Source organism: Pseudoalteromonas sp. GW168-MNA-CIBAN-0100, from assembly GCF_040309225.1.
Taxonomy (GTDB): Bacteria; Pseudomonadota; Gammaproteobacteria; order Enterobacterales; family Alteromonadaceae; genus Pseudoalteromonas; species Pseudoalteromonas arctica.
In genome coordinates this window covers 1-398 of the sequence record NZ_JBEOOL010000172.1, presented here as the reverse complement: position 1 = coordinate 398, position 398 = coordinate 1, and the positions used below count along the sequence as shown (strand labels likewise).

Sequence of the window (398 nt, the reverse complement as noted above, 5' to 3'; positions counted from 1 at the left end):
CCATAAGTCACGCGTAACGACGGTAACATTAACGTTCCCTTCGCAGTTTTCGGTGGCAATGACTTGAGCATCGTATAAATAGTTTTGTTTACGCAGTAAGCGTTCTGATTCGGCGAGCTTTTTAGGATCAAAATTATCACCGCTCTCAAACAATAAAATACTTTTAATAACCTCTGGCTCAGTTTGAATATGCGCGCGGTTAGCAAAGCGAAATAGGGCGTTATTTTCGGCTTCGAGTTCAGTATTAAATACGTTAAGTTGCTGCAAAGTAATATTGGCAATTTTTGCATTACTACTTTGCTTTAACAGTGGCGTTGGTTGATCTAGTTGACGGCGTAAATTATTACTACTTGATGGCGTTGGTTGCTCGCTTGCGCAATCATTTTGCGCATGAGGGG

1 protein-coding gene is annotated in these 398 nt (G+C 41.2%); it reads right to left on the bottom strand.

The features are described 5' to 3' along the window. A partial coding sequence (locus tag AAEY62_RS20570; RefSeq protein ID WP_350636105.1) for a POTRA domain-containing protein occupies positions 1–398 on the bottom strand: 398 nt, incomplete at both ends.